The 17,342-nt window shown below is 72.7% G+C and carries 13 protein-coding genes, 1 tRNA gene and 1 pseudogene; 7 read left to right on the top strand and 8 right to left on the bottom strand.

Features of this window, described 5'->3' with window-relative positions; translation table 11 throughout:
* Positions 1-265 precede the first annotated feature (265 nt).
* Complete coding sequence (locus TNCT1_RS09465; protein WP_143630374.1) at positions 266-4,753, top strand: PAS domain-containing protein; 4,488 nt, start codon at positions 266-268, stop codon at positions 4,751-4,753.
* An 88-nt stretch (positions 4,754-4,841) separates the two neighbouring features.
* On the opposite strand, the gene TNCT1_RS09460 is transcribed toward TNCT1_RS09465, so the two are convergent.
* Complete coding sequence (locus tag TNCT1_RS09460; protein WP_174266207.1) at positions 4,842-6,500, bottom strand: long-chain fatty acid--CoA ligase; 1,659 nt, start codon at positions 6,498-6,500, stop codon at positions 4,842-4,844.
* Positions 6,501-6,642: 142 nt separating this feature from the next.
* A complete protein-coding gene (locus TNCT1_RS09455; RefSeq protein ID WP_143630372.1) occupies positions 6,643-7,200 on the bottom strand; it encodes a SigE family RNA polymerase sigma factor in 558 nt (185 codons plus the stop codon).
* Between the two features lie 556 nt (positions 7,201-7,756).
* On the opposite strand from TNCT1_RS09455, the gene TNCT1_RS09450 reads away from it, so the two are divergent.
* The gene (locus TNCT1_RS09450; RefSeq protein ID WP_143630370.1) at positions 7,757-8,623 is read left to right on the top strand and encodes a bifunctional DNA primase/polymerase; all 867 of its coding nucleotides are present in this window, start codon (positions 7,757-7,759) and stop codon (positions 8,621-8,623) included.
* 117 nt (positions 8,624-8,740) lie between these two features.
* Here TNCT1_RS09450 and TNCT1_RS09445 read toward each other — a convergent pair whose 3' ends face one another.
* A complete protein-coding gene (locus TNCT1_RS09445) occupies positions 8,741-9,967 on the bottom strand; it encodes an MFS transporter (RefSeq protein ID WP_174266206.1) in 1,227 nt (408 codons plus the stop codon).
* Between the two features lie 212 nt (positions 9,968-10,179).
* Here TNCT1_RS09445 and TNCT1_RS09440 point away from each other — a divergent pair, with 212 nt between their 5' ends.
* Positions 10,180-10,590 carry a VOC family protein gene (locus TNCT1_RS09440; RefSeq protein ID WP_143630368.1) on the top strand — a complete coding sequence of 137 codons (411 nt, stop codon included), beginning with the start codon at positions 10,180-10,182 and terminating at the stop codon, positions 10,588-10,590.
* Between the two features lie 42 nt (positions 10,591-10,632).
* On the opposite strand, the gene TNCT1_RS09435 is transcribed toward TNCT1_RS09440, so the two are convergent.
* Both TNCT1_RS09435 and TNCT1_RS09425 read right to left on the bottom strand, forming a co-directional pair.
* On the bottom strand, positions 10,633-11,109 hold the full coding sequence (locus TNCT1_RS09435; RefSeq protein WP_143630367.1) for a hypothetical protein: 477 nt from the start codon (positions 11,107-11,109) through the stop codon (positions 10,633-10,635).
* A gap of 376 nt (positions 11,110-11,485) precedes the next feature.
* Positions 11,486-11,791: a hypothetical protein gene (locus TNCT1_RS09425; protein WP_143630365.1), complete on the bottom strand. Its 306-nt coding sequence runs from the start codon at positions 11,789-11,791 to the stop codon at positions 11,486-11,488.
* Between the two features lie 515 nt (positions 11,792-12,306).
* Between TNCT1_RS09425 and TNCT1_RS09415 the strand changes: the two genes are divergently transcribed.
* The 3 genes and pseudogenes from TNCT1_RS09415 to TNCT1_RS09405 all read left to right on the top strand — a co-directional run bounded on the left by TNCT1_RS09415 (position 12,307) and on the right by TNCT1_RS09405 (position 13,821).
* Entirely contained in the window at positions 12,307-12,714 is a 408-nt protein-coding gene (locus TNCT1_RS09415) for a hypothetical protein (RefSeq protein ID WP_216856601.1), read from the top strand.
* A gap of 116 nt (positions 12,715-12,830) precedes the next feature.
* Positions 12,831-13,156 (top strand): annotated as a pseudogene (locus tag TNCT1_RS36200) (UTRA domain-containing protein); the annotation flags it as partial.
* Entirely contained in the window at positions 13,156-13,821 is a 666-nt protein-coding gene (locus TNCT1_RS09405) for a YdcF family protein (RefSeq protein ID WP_143630361.1), read from the top strand. The pseudogene TNCT1_RS36200 and the gene TNCT1_RS09405, both read left to right, overlap by 1 nt.
* 579 nt (positions 13,822-14,400) lie before the next feature.
* Here TNCT1_RS09405 and TNCT1_RS09400 read toward each other — a convergent pair.
* A complete protein-coding gene (locus TNCT1_RS09400; RefSeq protein ID WP_143630359.1) occupies positions 14,401-14,805 on the bottom strand; it encodes a nuclear transport factor 2 family protein in 405 nt (134 codons plus the stop codon).
* Between the two features lie 388 nt (positions 14,806-15,193).
* Between TNCT1_RS09400 and TNCT1_RS35500 the strand changes: the two genes are divergently transcribed.
* Positions 15,194-15,355, top strand: coding sequence for a hypothetical protein (locus TNCT1_RS35500; protein ID WP_160160381.1), 162 nt, complete (start codon positions 15,194-15,196; stop codon positions 15,353-15,355).
* Between the two features lie 143 nt (positions 15,356-15,498).
* Here TNCT1_RS35500 and TNCT1_RS09395 read toward each other — a convergent pair.
* Both TNCT1_RS09395 and TNCT1_RS09390 read right to left on the bottom strand, forming a co-directional pair.
* Positions 15,499-15,585 (bottom strand) — tRNA-Ser (locus tag TNCT1_RS09395).
* A gap of 109 nt (positions 15,586-15,694) precedes the next feature.
* Positions 15,695-17,260, bottom strand: coding sequence for a S1C family serine protease (locus TNCT1_RS09390; protein ID WP_143630357.1), 1,566 nt, complete (start codon positions 17,258-17,260; stop codon positions 15,695-15,697).
* Positions 17,261-17,342 lie beyond the last annotated feature (82 nt).

Raw genomic sequence — 17,342 nt, 5'->3', positions numbered from 1 at the left:
ACGGTCCCGGAACGGTGCCGGCGCGAGGTCGGCGCGAGGTCGGCGCGGTGACACCCCCGCGACGGGCGCATCACGGCCGCACGGCGGACGTGCGACGGACGCGTGCGGTCACATGTTCGCCGTCACTTCGTCGTGCGACCTCCCTCTCATCCGACGTCGCCGGCGCAACCCGTGGCTTTAGACTCCCTCGCGTGACACCCCGCGGGCCGGTTGGCAAGATGGCCCGAGCGGTCGGCAAGGTGCGGTGACAAGGAGGAAGCGTCTCGTGAGCAGCAGGCCATCCCGAGGCGCTGCTCGCCTCGCAGCCATACTCGACGCGCTGCCCGACGCGTTGGTCCTGGTCAACGCCAACGGAACCGTCGTCAACGCCAACACGATCGCCCTGGAGGCCTTCGAGGCGCCGGGCACCGCCCTCGTCGGGCGCGGGCTGCTCGATCTGCTGCCGCAGTTCGACTCGCGGCTCATCCCCGGCTCCATGCGGCGGCCCGATCACATGGACCCGCGCGGCCGGACGAAGCCCACCCGCATGATCGCCCGGCGGACGGACGGGACGGAGTTCCCGGTCGAGGTCACGAGCGCGAATCTGGAGAACGGGCAGCAGGCGTACGACGGTTACGGCTACACCGGTGACGAGCTGCTGATGCTCGTGGTGCGGGACCTGTCGGGGACCGTGGACACCGAGGCGGAGCTGGCCCGTTCGCAGCGGCAGACCGAGATGATCCTGCGGGCGGCCTCGGAGGGTGTCGTCGGCACGGACACCGACGGGCGGATCGTGCTGGTCAATCCGGCCGCCGCCCAGATACTGGGTTACCGGGCCGGTGAGCTGGGCGGCAAGGAGCTGCACACCCTCGTGCTGCACTCGCGCGCCGACGGCTCCCCCTTCCCGTACGCGGAGTCCCCGCTCGCCGACACCCTGCGCTCCGGTCGCAAGCACCGGGTGCGCGGGCAGGTGCTGTGGTCCAAGAGCGGGGAGCAGGTCTCGGTCGACCTGACCACCGCGCCCGTGCGCGACGGCGACCAGCTCGTCGGCGCCGTGATGACCTTCGCCGACCGGCGGCCGTACGACGTGCTCGCCGAGGAGAAGGACGCCCTGGAGAAGGCGCACGCCGAGGAGTTGGAGCGGCTCTCCGAGGAGCACGCCTCCGACCTGACCGCGCTGCGCCAGAAGCACGTCACCGAGCTCGAGGAACTGCGCGAGCAGCACCTGGAGGAGCTGGCGGCCGGCGAGGAGCGGTACGCCGCCCTCGGCGAGCGGGAGAAGGACCGCTACGAGGCGCTCGCCGGACGGCACGAGCAACTGCTCACGCTGCTGGGCCGGTCGCTGCGCGGGCCGCTGGACGAACTGCGCCGCGAGCTGTCCGCCCTCGCCGCCGACGACGCCGGCCAGCTCTGGCCCGAGGCCAACCAGGTGCTGCACCACCTGTCCGCCGGGTACTCGCGCATCACCACGCTCATCGACAACGTCCTCGGCTACCAGCACCTCGACTCCGGCGGTGAGGACATCACCCGGACGAAGGTGATGCTCGACGCCGTCGTGGCGGCCGGTGTGGAGGGGGCGGTCGAGCTCATCGGGCCCGGCCGGGTGCAGTTCGCCGTGCACGCGCCGCCCATCGAGGCCGAGGTCGACGCCCAGCGGCTCGCCACCGCTCTCGCGCACCTCGTCGCGGACGTGGCGGGTGTCGACGCCACCGGCAACGCGCCCGTCTCGGCGGGCGGGTACATGGACAACACGGTCGTGGTCGCCGCCGCCCAGCGCGGCGAGGTCGCGCGGATCGAGGTGCGCGGGCCGTACAGCGGGGGAGACCCGGTGCACGAGCCGATCGTGCGCGGGATCGTCCGGGCGCACGGCGGAGTGCTGCAGACGCACGAGGTACCGGGCATGAGCGGCAGCGCCTACGTGCTCGAAGTGCCGCTCGGCGGCGGGGCCGGGGCGGTCGCCGTCCAGGCTCCGGACGCCGGTGCGGCCGCGCCGGAGGAGGCCGGGGCAGGAGCCGCCGGGGGCCGCCGCAGGGCCCGCCGGGGCTCGACGGACGCCTTCCTGGAGAGCGACGTTCCCGGTGAGAGCGGCGAGCCCGCCGACGGCGGGACGGAATCGCCCTCGCCGACCGGGCGGCGCCGCAGGCGTGCGGCGGCCGCGGTCGAGGCCGCGGCCCCGGCCACGGTCACGGCCGAGGCCGGTGACGGCGGGACCGGACGGCGGCGCGGCCGGGCGGCCGAGACGGGCGCCGCCGACGGTGAGGGCGTGAGCGAGGGCGCCGTGATGACGGCGGCCGAGCACGCGGCGGGCACCGCGGCGGTGGGCAGCGGACTCGGCGGCGCCGTGCCGCCGCAGGGCGTGCCGGTGCCCGCGGGCCGCCGTGCCCGGCGTGACCCGGACGCACCGCAGGCCGCTCTGCCGCCCGCGCTGCCCGCGGCCGGCGCGGAGCAGGCCCAGGCCGGTGCGGCCGAGGACGCGCAGCCGACCGGTCGGCGCCGACGGGCGCTGGCCGCGGCGCAGGAGCGTGCGGCGGCGCAGGAGTCCGGCGCCCGTACGGTCTTCGCTCTTCCCCCCGCCGAGGCCGACCGCTCGCCCGGGTCCGCCGGCGCGGCGACGGGCGTCGGCCCGGTGACCGGTCAGGCCCCGGTCCCCGGCCGGGCCCCGATTCCCCGTCAGGCCCCGGCGGCCGTCGCCGGTGGCGCGGACGAAGACGGCCGGCACGACGCGATGTCGCCGGACCAGGCCGAGGACCACACCCCTCCGCAGCCGCACCCCACCGGCGCGCCGACCGGCCGCCGGCGGCGGGCCGTGGCCCAGCCGGGCGAGGCGGCGACGGACCCGGTGCGGGGGGCCGCCCAGGCCACCGACGCTCCGGCCCGGACCGTCCCGGCCCAGGCCGGCCACCCGCAGGCGGGGCACGCGCAGGCGGCTCCCGGGCAGCCCGCTGCGGTGCACGGCATTCCGGCGCAGGGCGGGGCCGCGCCGACGGCCCCGGCCGGCCAGGGTGGCGCGGCTCAGGCCGGCGCAGCGGTCCAGGCCGTCCCCGGTCAGCCGATGACGGCGGTGCCGCACGCCGCCGTGCCCGCGCAGGGCACCGCCGGCCAGGGCGCACCCGTCCCCTCCGGCCGCCCGGTTCCCCCGCAGGCGGCCCAGGGCCGGCCCGTGCCCGCCCAGGGCACACACGGTCAGCCCGTACCCGCCCAGGGCGCCCCGGCCCAGCCCGCGCCCGCCGCCACCGGCCACCCGGTGCCCGCCCAGGACACCGACGGCCAGGGGGTACCCGCGCAAGGCGGCCCCGGCCGGGCGGTGCCCGCACAGGGCGCCCCGGCTCACGTCGGGCCCGTACCGGCCCAGGCCACTCCCCCGGCCGCCCAGCCGCTGCCCGCCGAGGCGGCCGGCCAGGCGCCGGTGGCCCAGCCCGGGCCGGCCGCCCCGGCCGCCGTACCGCAGCAGTGGCCCGGTGCCGACGGCACCTCAGGCGCCGGCGTGGCCGTACCGCCGGCGGGCGGCGCGCCGCAGCCCGGCCCGGCGGTCACCCCCGCCGGCGGCACCCCGCTGCCGCCGGAGCACGCCGCCGGGCAGCCGGCGCGGGCCGCGCAGCCCCTGCCGGCCGAGGCACCGGGGAACGTCGCCGACCCGAACTCCACCCAGGGCCGGGCGATCAGCGTCCGCACGCTCGGGCAGGGCGTGCCGTTCGCGCGGCAGGCCCTCCAGGTGCAGCAGCAGCCGACGGCCACCCCGCCGCCGCACGCCCCCGGCGGTTCCGGCCGCCGGCGCAAGCTGGGCACGCCGCCCGACCCGGCCGCGCGCCAGGAGCCGCAGCCTGAGCAGGGCGCCCGGCCGCATCCGCCGGCCGAACAGCCGCCCGCGCAGCCCTCGCTCGCGGGGCAGTCCCGGCTCGCCCCCGCCACGGAGGGCAGCGGACGGTCGTACGCCATAGGCGCCCCGGACGCGAACGCGGCCGAGGGCCCGGAGCCGCTGGACGGTCCCGGCGGGGCCGTGGAGGTCGCGGACACCCCGCGTCCGCAGCCGCTGGACGACGAGCTGCCGCCGGAGCCGCTGGACAACCCGCGCCGGCTGCTGGTGTGGCCCGCGCCGGACGTGACGACGCAGCAGGCGCTGAGCGACCGCGGCTACCGGCCGGTCGTCGTGCACTCCCGTGAGGAGGTCGACGCGCAGATCGCGGCCTTCCCCGCCGCGCTGTTCGTGGACCCGCTGACCGGTCCGATCACCCGTACCGCGCTGCAGTCGCTGCGCCAGGCGGCGGTGGCCGCCGAGGTGCCGGTGCTGGTCACGGCCGGACTCGGGCAGGCGACGCGGGAGGCGGCGTACGGCGCCGACCCCGCCGTGCTGCTGAAGGCGCTGGCGCCGCGCGACAGCGAGCAGCATCCGCCGCGCGTGCTGCTGATCGAGGAGCACGCGGAGATCGCGCTGGCGCTGACCTCGACGCTGGAGCGGCGCGGGATGCAGGTGGCGCGGGCCGCGAGCGACGGCGACGCGGTGACGCTGGCGGGGCAGTTCCGGCCGAACCTGGTGGTGATGGACCTGATGCAGGTGCACCGCCGGCAGGCCGGGTTCAGCGGGATCATCGACTGGCTGCGGGCGAACGGGCAGCTCAACCGCACTCCGCTCGTCGTCTACACCGCGGCCGTCGACCCGGCCGACCTGCCCCGGCTGGCGTCCGGCGAGACCGTGCTGTTCCTCGCCGAGCGGTCCACCAGCCCCGAGGTGCAGAACCGGATCGTCGACCTGCTGGCCGGCATCGGCACGAACTAGCGGGACGGCGGCCCGCCGTCGCCCCCGCCGCACACGACGGACAGCCCCCGGCGCCTGGCCGGGGGCTGTCCGTCGTACGGGGCGGCCGTCAGCCGAGCCTGGTCACGTCCAGGCCGCCCTCCGCGTACTGCCTGCGGAGCACCTTCTTGTCGAACTTGCCGACGCTGGTCTTCGGGACCGTCGCGATGACCGTCCAGCGCTCGGGGAGCTGCCACTTGGCGATCTTGCCCTCCTCGGCGAGGAACGCGCGCAGCGTCTCGAAGTCGGCGCTCGCGCCCTCCCGGAGGACCACGGTGGCCAGCGGGCGCTCGCCCCACTTCTCGTCCGGCACGGCGACCACGGCGGCCTCCGCGACGTCCGGGTGGGACATCAGCGCGTTCTCCAGCTCGACCGAGGAGATCCACTCGCCGCCGGACTTGATGACGTCCTTGGCGCGGTCGGTGAGGGTGAGGAAGCCGTCGGGGGAGATGGTGCCTACGTCGCCGGTCTTGAGCCAGCCGTCCTCGCTGAACTTGTCGGCGGGGCGCAGCGGTTCGGCGTCCGGGCCGTTGTAGTAGGCCCCCGCGATCCAGGGACCGCGCACCTCCAGCTCGCCCGCCGACTCGCCGTCCCACGGGATGCGCTCGCCGCCGGGGCCGGTGAGCCGGGCCTGCACGCCCACCGCGAAGCGGCCCTGGGTCAGGCGGTAGGCGAACTCCTCGTCGGTGCCGATGGAGCCGGCCGGCGGGCGGGCCACCGTGCCCAGCGGGGAGGTCTCCGTCATGCCCCAGGCGTGGCAGACCCGCATGCCGAGCTCGTCGAAGGCCTCCATCAGGGAGGGCGGGCAGGCCGAGCCGCCGATGGTGACCTGGGTGAGGGCGGAGACGTCACGGGGGCGGGCGGTCAGCTCGGCGAGCAGGCCCTGCCAGATGGTGGGGACGGCCGCCGCGTGCGTCGGCCGCTCCCGCTCGATCATCTCGGCGAGCGGGGCCGGCTGCAGGAAGCGGTCCGGCATCAGCATGTTCACGCCGGTCATCAACGCGGCGTGCGGCAGGCCCCAGGCGTTGACGTGGAACTGGGGGACCACGACCAGCGAGGTGTCCTGGTCGGTCAGGCCCATCGACTCGGCCATGTTGACCTGCATGGAGTGCAGGTAGATCGAACGGTGGCTGTACACCACGCCCTTGGGGTCGCCGGTGGTGCCGGAGGTGTAGCACATGGCGGCGGCCCGGCGCTCGTCCAGCTCGGGCCAGTCGTAGGCGGTGGGCCGGCCGGCGATCAGTTCCTCGTACTCGTGGACGCGTGCGGTGGCGTCCTGGAGCGGGGCGCGGTCGCCGGGCCCGGAGACGACGATGTGCTCCACGGTCGGGAGCTTGGGCAGCAGCGGCGCGAGCAGCGGGATCAGCGAGCCGTTGACGATGACCACGCGGTCGGCGGCGTGGTTGACGATCCACGCCAACTGCTCGGCGGGCAGGCGCAGGTTGAGCGTGTGCAGCACGGCGCCCATGGAGGGGATGGCGTAGTACGCCTCGACGTGCTCGGCGTTGTTCCACATCAGGGTGGCGACACGCTCGTCGCCCCGTACTCCGAGTCCGTCGCGCAGCGCGTGGGCGAGCTGGGCGGAACGGGCCCCGATCTCGGCGTAGGTGCGGCGGTGCGGCTCCGCCTCGCCGGTCCAGGTGGTCACCCGCGACGTCCCGTGGACCGTCGACCCGTGGGTCAGGATCCTCGAGATCAGCAGCGGTACGTCCTGCATGGTGCTCAGCACGGCGTCCTCCCGGGCGACTTTGCCTACGCGGTGGTCGGGGTTGCGCTGATTCTGCTCACATACCGCGCGGTATGTCACTAGGAGGAGGGAAACAGTTTGACGACGGCGCCCGGAGCCCTCCGTGTCCGGGCCCGGACACGGCCTAGCGGACCAGGCCCAGTTCGGGGTCCTCGCGCAGCTTGCCGAGGGCGCGGGAGACCGCCGACTTCACCGTGCCCACCGAGACGCCGAGCACCTCGGCCGTCTGGGCCTCGCTGAGGTCCTCGTAGTACCTGAGGACGACCATCGCCCGCTGTCGCGCGGGCAGCCGGGCGATCGCCCGCCACATGGCGTCGTGCAGCGCCTGCCGCTCGGCCGGGTCCCCGGCGCCGGGCGCGGGCTCGGGTTCGGGCAGTTCGTCGCAGGCGAACTCGTCCACCCTGCGCTTGCGCCACTGCGAGGTGCGGGTGTTCAGCAGCGCCCGGCGCACGTAGCCGTCCAGCGCCCGGTGGTCCTCGATCCGCTCCCAGGCCACGTAGGTCTTGGCCAGCGCGGTCTGCAGCAGGTCCTCGGCGTCGCTCGGGTTGGCGGTGAGCGACCGCGCGGTGCGCAGCAGCACCGGCTGGCGGGCCCGCACATACGACGTGAACGACGGGAACGAGTGGGTCTGCCGCGCCGGTGCGGCGGCGGCCGAGGCGCTGGTGCAGACGGGTGTGGTCATGGCTCCACGCTAGGAGCGGACCTGCCGCCCGCGGATCGGTCGCAGGTCCCGATGCGGCGTCCCCCTCAGGTTGTAGGGGTGGGGCCGTCCCCACCTCCTGAAGGTGGACCGCGGGATGAGGTCCTGTGCGGGTTCTCCCCTGCGGGCCGGCCCGGGAAACGGCCGCGCGGCGGCGCCGAAGCACCGCCGCGCGGCCGTCCTACGACCCCGAAGCACGCCCAGCGGGAGCCCTCACCACAGGGGCTCCCGCCCCCGGCTCACCACAGCCGGCCGAAGCGGGCGGCGGTACGGATACTTGCCATGTCGTCCCTCCAGGACCGGTCGCCTGCCGGCCGAGACGGCCGGCGGTTTCGTGAAGTACGGCTTGCACCTCCAGACTTGCCAGCCGGATCCGGGCGAACCCTCCTTGAAGCCTCATTCGCACGCAAGCGTGATGACAAGTCGATAAACCCCCTTCGCCACCTTTCACCGCTTCGCGCCACCGGCGAACCGCGCCTCCGGCGCGCACGACCGGCCCCCTCTTCCTTTTTTCGAACGTACGTACGAACATGGATCCATGGCCACCACCGACCGGCAGGCCACGACGCTGGCCCTCGCACACGCCCTGTCAGCCGCCGAGCGCGGCCTGGCCGTCATTCCGCTGTCCCGGAACAAGCTCCCGGCCCTGCGCTCCCCCCACCACGACGACCCCCGGCCCACCCCCTGCCACGGTGAGTGCGGCCGCTTCGGCCACGGTGTGTACGACGCCTCCACCGACCCCACCCGCATCCGCGAACTGTTCGCCGCCGCGCCCTGGGCCGGCGGCTACGGCATCGCCTGCGGGCTGGCCCCGCACCACCTCATCGGCGTCGACCTGGACACCAAGACCGGCACCGACTCCTCGGCGGCGCTGCGGGAACTGGCGCTGCGGCACCTGTTCACGATCCCGGAGACGGTCGTGGTGACCACCCCGAGCGGCGGCCGTCACCTGTGGCTGACCGGGCCGCCGGACGTCGTCGTCCCCAACTCCGCCGGCCGGCTCGCCCCCGGCATCGACATCCGGGGCGCCGGCGGCTACCTCGTCGGCCCGGGATCCCGCACGGACCACGGCGTGTACGCGTCCGCGCCCGGGACCGCCCACCTGGCCCCCGCGGCCTGTCCGACGGCCCTGCTGCGCCTGCTCCTGCCCCCGCAGCGCGCCACGCACCCGGCGCCGCCGCCGGCGGGCGACCACGGCCGGGGCCTGGTCCACTTCGTGCTCACCGCGCACGAGGGCCAGCGCAACACCCGCCTGTTCTGGGCGGCCTGCCGCGCCTACGAGAACGGCATCGGGCCGGCCCTGCTGTCCCCGCTGCTCGAAGCGGCCCTCGACACCGGCCTGACCGAGCGCGAGGCCCGCGCGACGATCGCCTCGGCGGCCCGCATGACGGGGCACCGGCCCTGAAGACGGGGCCGGGCCGGCCCCTGCTGGTCCGGTACCGGCCGACCGGGCCCGACCCGGCGGGCCCAGACCGGGCCGGAAGCGGCCGAGCGAGGCCCGGACCTCCTGTGACCTCCTGTGTCATGCCTGGTCGGTGGCCGTGGGCAGTGGAAGGCCGTCCGAGCGCGTACCGGGGGCGGCCGGGTGGCGCCGCTCCCGCCTGCCCAGTGCCGCGAGGACCAGGGTCACGGCGATCGATCCGGCCGCCATGAGCGTCATCGCCGCCGCCGGTGACGTCAGTTGGGCCAGCGTGCCGGCGAGGGCGGCGCCGACGCCCTGCAGAGCGGCCATGCCGGTGGCGTGCAGGCCGAGGGCCTGGCCGGTGAGGTCGTCGGGGGTGAGGGACATCAGCCGCTCCTGCAGCACCAGGCTCGCGGCGAAACCGACGGAGGCCACGGCGGCGGCGACGGCCGACAGCGCCACCCCGGGCCGCAGGACGAAGAACAGGTAGGGCGCCGCCAGCAGCAGGCGCAACGGGGTCGCGAGCCGGTTGCGCACCGCGGGCGGCACCAGCCGGCCCACCGCCATGTCGCCCAGGAACATGCCCAGCGCGCCGCAGGCGTACAGCGTGCCGGCGGCTTCGGGGGCGTAGGAGACGTACAGCGAATCGCTGCCGACCACCAGGCCGTTGGGGACCCACAGGCCCAGGTAGGTGAGGCGGCGGGAGCGGGAGGACCACAGGAGGGCGTTGGTGCGCCAGGTCGCCGAGAAGGACGGGCGGCCGGCGGCGCGCGGCGGCCGGGCCGTGAGACCCAGGCGGCAGCCGAGCGCCGACACCAGGTACAGCGCCGCCGCGAGGAGCAGGCAGGCGCGCGGGGACAGCAGTGCCAGCAGCGCGCCGCCCGCCGCGAAACCGGCGACCTGGGTCAGGCCCCAGAGCATGTTGTAGACCGAGCGGCCGAGGACGTAGCCGTCCTTGGTCAGGATGTCGTTCAGCAGTCCGCCGCGCACTCCCCCGCCCAGCGACGCGACCAGGCCCTGCAGCAGTACGACGGCGAGCACCGCCCGGACCGGCAGCCCGGGCAGCGCCAGCACCGCCGTACCGGCCGCGAAGGCGAGGGAGAGCCCGGTCAGGATCGCGCGCGGAGGCAGCCGGTCGGCGCCCGAGAGCAGGAACGTGGCCCCCGCCAACTGCGCGAGCTGCGGGCCGAACATGCTCACCGCCGCCAGGAGCGGGGAGCCCGTGGCCCGGAAGACCAGCGTGCCGAGGGCCAGGGAGCCGATCGTCTGGGCCGCGGCGGAGGCGGCGAAGGAGAGCAGGAACGGGGTGAACTCCGGAGTGCGGAACAGGGTTCGGTAGCTGCGCATGCGGCAGATTCTCGGGGTGCTTCGGGGGCCGTGTGCGCCGTTTCGCCGAGGCCGTCCCCGAGGGCTGGATCGAGGCGCTCGGCGGGCGCCGGCCGGAGGAGTACGCGGACGGGGGGTGAACGCCCGGTCCCTGTGTTTGCGGGGCACGGGCGGGTATCGCCGCTAACGTGGCCACGCATGGACAGCCCGACAGCGCCCGAGGAGCGTGCGGCATGGAGATCGTGACGTCACAGAGGATCACCACGTTCCTGATGTTCGAGGGGAACGCCGAGGAAGCGATGACCTTCTACACCTCGCTCTTCGACGACGCCGAGATCGTCAGCATCACCCGTTACGGCGCCGACGGCCCCGGCGCTGACGGGAGCGTGCAGCACGCGACGTTCTCGCTCGCCGGCGAACAGTTCATGTGCATCGACAGCCCGGTGAAGCACGGCTTCACCTTCACGCCGGCCGTCTCGCTCTTCGTGCAGTGCGCGGACGAGGCCGAGATCGACCGCCTCTACGCGGCCCTCGTCGAGCAGGGCTCCGCGCTCATGCCCCTGGGAAACCACGGCTTCAGCACGAAGTTCGGCTGGGTCAACGACCGCTTCGGCGTCTCCTGGCAGCTGAACCTCCCGGCGTGAGCCCCAGGGGGCCGCACAGCGGCCGGCGTCCGGTGCGCCTCATCAGTCCCACGCATTGAAGAGCACCCCGCCCAACGTGGTGACGCCGTAGAAGCGGATTTCACGCCACTCGCCCGATGTAAGCCCCGAGGTGTCCACGTCGGAAAGAGGTGTGGTGAGCCGTTCATGATCAAGTACTACGAATCCGGCGTGCGCGAAGGCGCCGGCCCAGGACGGCGGTGCGACGAACTCCTCGCTGTACCAGTCCCCGCGTTCCTGAGCGAACGCGATCCAGGGGTGATGCATGTGGCAGAGAAGGGTCCACTCGCCCATGTCATCGATGACCGACGCGGTGTGGAACGTGCGGGGGTACGCCTGCGGCTCGAACTGGCCGACCCTGCCTCCGGCGGTACGGGCGGCTGCGTACAGAGCGCTTCGGAAAGCCCGCAGGTCTGTTTCGGGGAGTGGACCGTCGTTCGGCCGGTAAAAGCCTGTCGCGCCCCGTGGCAGGTTGAAGCCCTTGTTCCCATCGTCGACCATGCGGCCATCTTGCCGCTGCCTCCCGGCAGCGCCGAGGGCTTATCGGCGGGGTGATGCACGGACGGTCGGACTACCCTCACAGCTTGTAGACCTGCTTCGGGTCCACCGCACCCGGCAGGACCCGGAACGCGCAGGGGCCGGCGACGCCTGGACCGAGGAGGGATGGCTCTCCGCGACACCGATCGGTCGAGGTACGCCACGCACGGACTACGACGAATAGAAAGAACTACTCGACGGTCCGGAGTGAGGTCGCCGAACGGGTTGACGGGCTCGTCTGGGAGCCAGCCCGGAACAAACCGGAGGACGATGATGGGCCAGCGGGAGCGCTCGTACAGGTCCGGTGAGTAGCGGGGCAGGCGTTGAGCGCCCGCCCCTGCTAGTTCACTGCCTTGCCACCCAACAAGCCGACCATGGCACCAAAGCCGAGGTTCGCAAGAGTGCGGCAGGTGTCCATTGCCTGCTTGGCGCCGTCCGTTGGCTTCTCGACGAAGACTCCTATGTAAAGACTCGCGAACAGACATAGCAGCGTTATAGACATCACGCAGAGGAAGACCATTTTGAAGTGGGCCGTCACTGTAGTCACGGCTGGCGTGGCGGCGCCCCCGAGCGCCCCCTGTTCCTCAGTGGTACCGGACTGAGCGGTTACCCCAGCAGCTGTGGCGCCGGTGATGTTCTCAGTCATCGGCTTGGCCCCCAGCCGCCGCCTCAGCGCCGTGCGAGCGCTTACGTGACTGGTCATCGCCCGAAACCGTTGCCCCGGCGCCCTTTGCGGCTGTCTCTGAGAGCAGCTTTGCAATGGTTGCCTGAGCGTCGGCGGCCTTCAGTCCGCTCAACTCCACCCGCTTGTCGCCCACCTTGATGATCAGGGATGTCTCGCGAGGTCGGCGGACGATCGATCTCAAGATGCGCCGAAAGGAATCACTCGCCATCAATGCGACGAGTGCTCCCAACGATGATGTGAGGAGTCCGACTACTTCCGGATCCACCCCTCGCCCCCCTCAGGCAGTCTCAGTCTGCACGCTGATCGCAGACTGATTCTGCTCCACCTGCGACCCGGAGCAGAGTCGTTTCGAGCAACCCAGGCCCCTGCTGGTCGCGTTCTTCGCCTGCATCTACTACGCAGCGATGCGGCCCGAGGAGGTGTCCATGCTCAGCGCCGATCAATGCGACCTCCCATCGAAGGGGTGGGGGCGTCTCATGCTCGCCGGCGCACGGCCACAGGTCGGGTCGGCATGGACGAACGACGGCAAGCCGTACGAGGAGCGGCAGTTGAAGCACCGTGCCCGCCGCGCGGACCGCCCGGTCCCCATCCCGCCCGTGCCGGTCGGCATCCTGCGGGATCACCTCGAAGCGTCCGGTGCCACGGCCGACGGCCGGTTGTTCAGCGCCGTGCGCGGCGGTCCCGTCCGATCACAGGAGTACGGCGCTGTGTGGAAGGAGGCCCGCCGCAAGGCGCTCACGCCCGCGCAGGTCGCCTCTCCTCTGGCCGCCATCCCGTACGACCTGCGGCACGCGTGCGTGTCGTTCTGGCTCCGCTCGGGGGTGAGCCTGGCCGAGACGGCCCGCCGTGCGGGACAGAGCGTCGCAGTACTCCAGCGCTACTAGGCCAAGGTGCTGGACGGCGAGGAGGACAGGATGAACGCCCTGATCGAGCAGGGATTGGCGGAACACGAGGCCTAGGAGCCTCACGGCCACGGAAGATCAAAAGGCAGGTTGTGGGCTACCGACCCGAGCACGTCGAAGGCACGCGGCTGGTGGACCCAACTCCGGGACCGGCCGGCCGCGGCGGTGGCTTTCGGGTGCTGTATGACGCGGGATTCGAGATCGACCACATGAAGGAAGAGCTGTTCGCCAGAGCTCCCACGCCCGATGAAGTGAAGCTCCTGCAGCTCCCGCCGGGCGAACCGTGGTCGAGTTGCACCGGACGACCTACACAGCCTCTGGCACAGTGGTCGAGTTCGCGATCGGTGTGCACGCGGCTTCGCGCTTCGCCTGGGAGTACGACTTCAAGGTCCCCGACTCGGCGAAGGATAAGAAGGGGCAGTGATGATCTCTGCACAGGCATGGGCCGACACTCGACGCCTGTGGGACTACCACCAGATGGGCCACACCCCGCGGCCGTGTTCAGTCGCCATCGGCCTGGGCAGTCACGACCTGGGGGTGGCCGAGACGGCGGTAGACCTCTACAAGCGCGGCATGGCTCCACTGCTTGTGTTCACGGGAGCCACCAGCCCCACGACGCGGGAACGCATGCCCCGAGGCGAAGCCGTGCACTACCGAGAGCGCGCACTTGAGCTTGGCGTCCCTGACTCAGCCGTCCTCGTGGAGCCACGAGCGCGGAACACGGGTGAGAACATCCGCTTCTCCCGAGAGCTGTTGGAAGAGGCCGGCGTCGACGTGTCCTCCGTCTTGCTGATCAGCAAGCCGTACGAGGAGAGGCGGGCCTACGCCACCGCGCGCCAGCTGTGGCCCGCAGTCGAGATCGTCAGCGCGTCCAGCCCGATGACGCTGGAGGAGTACGCCGACTCCATCGGGGACGCCCGCCTGGTGATCGACATGCTTGTCGGGGCATTGCAGCGACTGCTGATCTACCCGGCGCAGGGATTCATGATCAGCCAGCCCGTGCCGAACGACGTACTCGAGGCTTACGACCGGCTGCGTCACGAGGGCTTCACCAGCCGACTCCTGGCTACCAACCAGCCCTCTGCCTGAGCCGCACTGCTTCCTGAGCCACCAGGCCGAGAGCTGTTACAGGTTTCTCTACCTCATCAAGCCCCGGCTGCGCTCCGCTCCGCCGGGCGCGCTTCCCGGCTCCGCTGCGGGCGCCGCTCCTGCCTCCGGCCCGCTCCGCCCGCGCTGCGCCGACGCGCGCCCACATGTGGATAGGGCCGGAGGCCATGAGTCGATCACCGCATAGAGCGGCCCACGGTTAAGACGATGCCTCCGGCGGGGGATCGGCCGGCACCGGGATGGAGGGGGCGCCGTCGCCGACCGCGGGCCCGTAGTGGTGTGCGCGGGGAGTTCCCATCCCGTCCACCATCGACCCAGGCAGAGCCGAGCAGACGCGGCCCAGGGGCGTCAAGGTCGTTCGTACAGTGGCGCGCTCCACCTTGACGCCCCTGAACCACGCCTGCTCCACGGTGTGTGGGTCGACGGCGGACGGGATGGGAGCTGGGGAGAGTGGTGGGTTGTTGTGGAGTCCTGTGCTGCGGCGAAGGATGAAGCGCAGACATGGAGGCGCTTAGAACCGCTAACAAAGTGACTGGCTGATCAGCCGAGTGAGGCCGAGAATCAGGCTCCGGCGATGGTTCGGCCAGGCATCGGCTCCGCGAGCGCGGCCCGCCAGGTCGGCGCGCCGAAGGGGTCGGCGAAGTACTGCGTCTCGTGCACCACGTGCTGGTCAGCGAATTTCATGATGCTCACCGAGTACGAAGGCACGCCGTCGTAGGTGATGATGCATTCGCTCACCCATAGATTCGCGTGGCCCGTGATCTGCTGGACGGTGAAATGCCGGTCGGCCGGGTGCCCGCCGCGCTGCGCCAAAATCGTTGCGCGACCCCGGAATCGCTCTCCTGACTGCGGGTAGTCCAGGATCGCGTCCGTGGCGTAAATGGCATGCTCAGCTTCGATGTTCCCGCTTTCCGAGGCCCGCCAATGCTCCTCGATCGCGGCCCTGGTCCGGGAGTCAGCATCCATGGCACCGCCCTTCTGTAGCAGTGCCAGCGTAGGCACTCCGGGCACAACCGGGCCGGGGCCAGGCGGGCATGGGCTGCTAAGTCCTCCCTTTGGCCGGATCGGGGCAGCCCTTGTCAAGACCGCGCGCGGCGGCTGACACCAGCGGCTGACACCAACAAGCGCGAACGACGGCGGCCGAGGCCGGACCCCAATGAACGATCGATCGAGGCGCAGGGGCGGTTGGTCGACGTTGACAGACCCCCGTCATCGACCTGATAAGGGAGGCCACAGGTTCAAATCCTGTCAGCCCACCAGTCAGGGCGCACGTTGCCCGGATCATGGACTTCTTCCGGAGATGCAGTCACCAGGGATAGCCTTCCAGACCGTTCGGAGGCTATTGGAGGCTCTTGTGCACACCGCCCTGTTCCTGCTGCGGAGCGCGCTGGGCCTCGGTGGCAGTCTGGTGATCATCTGGGAGCTGACCCGCCAGGCTTCGGGACCGGGCTGGAGGAAACCGCGGGTCGTCGCTGCGGTCGCGGCTTTGATGCTCGCCGGGCTGCTTGCCGTCTAGAGACGGCCGGTAGGTAGGCGTGCCCCTTCCGTGCCCGTTCGGTCGGGGAACAGCGGGGAACAACGGTCGCTGGCGGACGATGCCCGCGAGAACGGCCCCTGACCTACTCACCAGGTCAGGGGCCGTTCTCACTGCTCATCGTGCGGAGGCGGTGGGATTTGAACCCACGGTGACATCGCTGCCACGACGGTTTTCAAGACCGTTCCCTTAGGCCGCTCGGGCACGCCTCCCCGCGGCCGCCCGTGATCGGCGGCGCGCGTACACATTACCGGCCCGGCGCGCGGCCGTGGGTACACAGGGGTGCCGCGGGTTCGCGCGCGGCACCCGACGCGCGGGACGTCAGCTGTCGCCCGCCCGGGAGCCGAGGGTGAGGTCGACCGTGTGCTCCTGGCCGTCCCGCTTGTACGTGACCGAGACCTTGTCGCCGGGCTTGTGGGTCCAGATCTCGCCGATCAGGGTGGGACCGCTGTCGATCACGTGGTCGTCGAGCCGGGTGATGACGTCACCGGGCTTCAGGCCGGCCTTGTCGGCGGGGCCGCCGGACTCGACCGCGGCGGAACCGGCCGCGCCCTGGTCGGTGATCTTCGCACCGGACGTGGAGTCCTCCAGGGAGACGGAGGCGCCGATCTTGGCGTACACCGGCTTGCCGGACTTGATCAGCTGCTGGGCGACGTACTTGGCCTGGTTGATCGGGATGGCGAAGCCGAGGCCGATCGACCCGGACTGGCCGGAGCCGAAGCCGCCGCCGCTGCCGGTGGACTGGATCGCCGAGTTGATGCCGATCACCGCGCCGCCGGCGTTCAGCAGCGGGCCGCCCGAGTTGCCGGGGTTGATCGACGCGTCGGTCTGCAGGGCGCTCATGTAGGACGCCTTGCTGGAGGAGCTGCCGTCGCTGGAGGCCACCGGGCGGTTCTTGGCGCTGATGATGCCCGTGGTGACCGTGTTGGACAGCCCGAAGGGGGCGCCGATGGCGATGGTCTCGTCGCCGACGGCCACCTTGTCGGAGTCGCCGAGGGCGAGCGGCTTGAGGTCGGAGGGGGCGTTCTTGAGCTTGATGACGGCGACGTCGTACCCCTGGGCGTGCCCGACGACCTCGGCGTCGTACTTCCTGCCGTTCGGGAAGGTGGCGGTGAGCTTGCCGCCGTTCACCGCGTCGGCCACCACGTGGTTATTGGTGACGATGTGGCCCTGGGTGTCGAAGACGAACCCGGTGCCCGTGCCGCCCTCGCCGCTGGTGCTCTCCGCCTCGATGGTGACCGTGCTGGGCAGCGCCTTGGAGGCCACGTTGGCGATGGTGCCGGGGGCGCGCTTGATCTGGGCGCCGTCGGAGGCGGACACGGTGGTGGAGCCGGAGCCGTCGCTGTCCCTGGCCAGGGTGTAGCCGATGCCGCCGCCGAGGCCGCCCGCGACCAGCGCGGCCACCAGGACCGCGGCGACCAGACCGCCCCGCCCGTTGCGGGGCTTGGGGGCGGGCTGCTGCTGGTAGGACGAGCCCCAGGCCGCGCCGTCGCCGCCGGAGCCGCCGTCGCCGTAGGAGGGCGCGCCGGTGGGCGGCGGCCAGGAGCCGTCGGCCGCGGGGGCGCCGTACGCCTGGTGGGCGCCGGGTGCGCCGTAGGGCTGCTGGGCGCCGGGGGTCCCGTAGGGCTGCTGGGCGCCGGCGCCGGGTGCGCCGTAGGGCTGCTGGGCGTCGGGGGCGCCCTGCGGCGGGCCGACGGGGGCCTGCGCCGCGGGCGCCGGGGGCTGCTCCGGGGCGGCCGGGCTGCCCTGGGGCACCGGCGGCAGCGGAGCCGTCGGCGAGCCCCCGTCGGGCGCGGAGCCCTGCGGGGAAGCAGCGGGAGATGCCACCGGCACGGGAGGTGCGGACGGGGCCGGGGGTACCGCGTTGCCCTCGTTCTCGGTGCTCACAGCTCTTCTCCTCGATCCACGGCTGTTGTTCCAGGTCGCACTCGGACACACTCGCTCAGGCACGCCCGTCGTGGCGTGCGCG

This window comes from Streptomyces sp. 1-11 (genome assembly GCF_007176755.1).
Lineage (GTDB): Bacteria > Actinomycetota > Actinomycetes > Streptomycetales > Streptomycetaceae > Streptomyces.
This window is presented reverse-complemented; position numbering and strand designations above follow the sequence as displayed.

Coding starts and splice junctions, on each gene's coding strand:
- TNCT1_RS09455 (WP_143630372.1), bottom strand. CDS start 7,200: ATGACCACACCCGTCTGCACCAGCGCCTCGGCCGCCGCCGCACCGGCG.
- TNCT1_RS09450 (WP_143630370.1), top strand. CDS start 7,757: ATGGCCACCACCGACCGGCAGGCCACGACGCTGGCCCTCGCACACGCC.
- TNCT1_RS09445 (WP_174266206.1), bottom strand. CDS start 9,967: ATGCGCAGCTACCGAACCCTGTTCCGCACTCCGGAGTTCACCCCGTTC.
- TNCT1_RS09440 (WP_143630368.1), top strand. CDS start 10,180: ATGGAGATCGTGACGTCACAGAGGATCACCACGTTCCTGATGTTCGAG.
- TNCT1_RS09435 (WP_143630367.1), bottom strand. CDS start 11,109: ATGGTCGACGATGGGAACAAGGGCTTCAACCTGCCACGGGGCGCGACA.
- TNCT1_RS09425 (WP_143630365.1), bottom strand. CDS start 11,791: ATGACTGAGAACATCACCGGCGCCACAGCTGCTGGGGTAACCGCTCAG.
- TNCT1_RS09415 (WP_216856601.1), top strand. CDS start 12,307: ATGCTCGCCGGCGCACGGCCACAGGTCGGGTCGGCATGGACGAACGAC.
- TNCT1_RS09405 (WP_143630361.1), top strand. CDS start 13,156: ATGATCTCTGCACAGGCATGGGCCGACACTCGACGCCTGTGGGACTAC.
- TNCT1_RS09400 (WP_143630359.1), bottom strand. CDS start 14,805: ATGGATGCTGACTCCCGGACCAGGGCCGCGATCGAGGAGCATTGGCGG.